Origin of the sequence: Bacillus sp. HY001, from assembly GCF_007558965.1 — a bacterium.
Taxonomy (GTDB): Bacteria; Bacillota; Bacilli; order Bacillales; family Bacillaceae_G; genus Bacillus_A; species Bacillus_A mobilis.
On record NZ_VLTE01000159.1, the window covers coordinates 1 to 387 of the forward strand.

Annotated in this window: 1 pseudogene; it reads right to left on the bottom strand. The window is 33.9% G+C overall.

The window, feature by feature from the left end:
* A pseudogene (locus tag FOT98_RS29595) lies at positions 1-194 on the bottom strand (nuclease-related domain-containing protein); the annotation flags it as partial.
* Positions 195-387 lie beyond the last annotated feature (193 nt).

The following is a 387-nucleotide window of genomic DNA, read 5'->3' on the forward strand; positions in this document are numbered from 1 at the left end:
GTTGTATCACCATACTCAGTATGAATCGTAACATCATGTAACACGCAATACTTTTCTGAATCCAATTTGCTCAATGTACGCTTCACTAATTTTTCTCCGACTTTCCCTTTCCATTTTGGCACATGTTTTTTCACAACAAAATTTAATGGAATTAGAATTGCAATGAGAATTAACTCGAATATCAACACTTTCATTTTAAAATCCTCCTTTTTACACTCTTGCGTTTCTACGCATTAAACGATATATATATGTTTCTAATCCTAAAATAAAATATGAGATACATAAGCCTTTTATCACCATCTCTACAAATCCTAAGGCTAATGAAAGAAGGAGCCCGCCCCTAAACGGAAACGGTCTTGTCACTCTTCGATTTACTGGTTTTTCAAT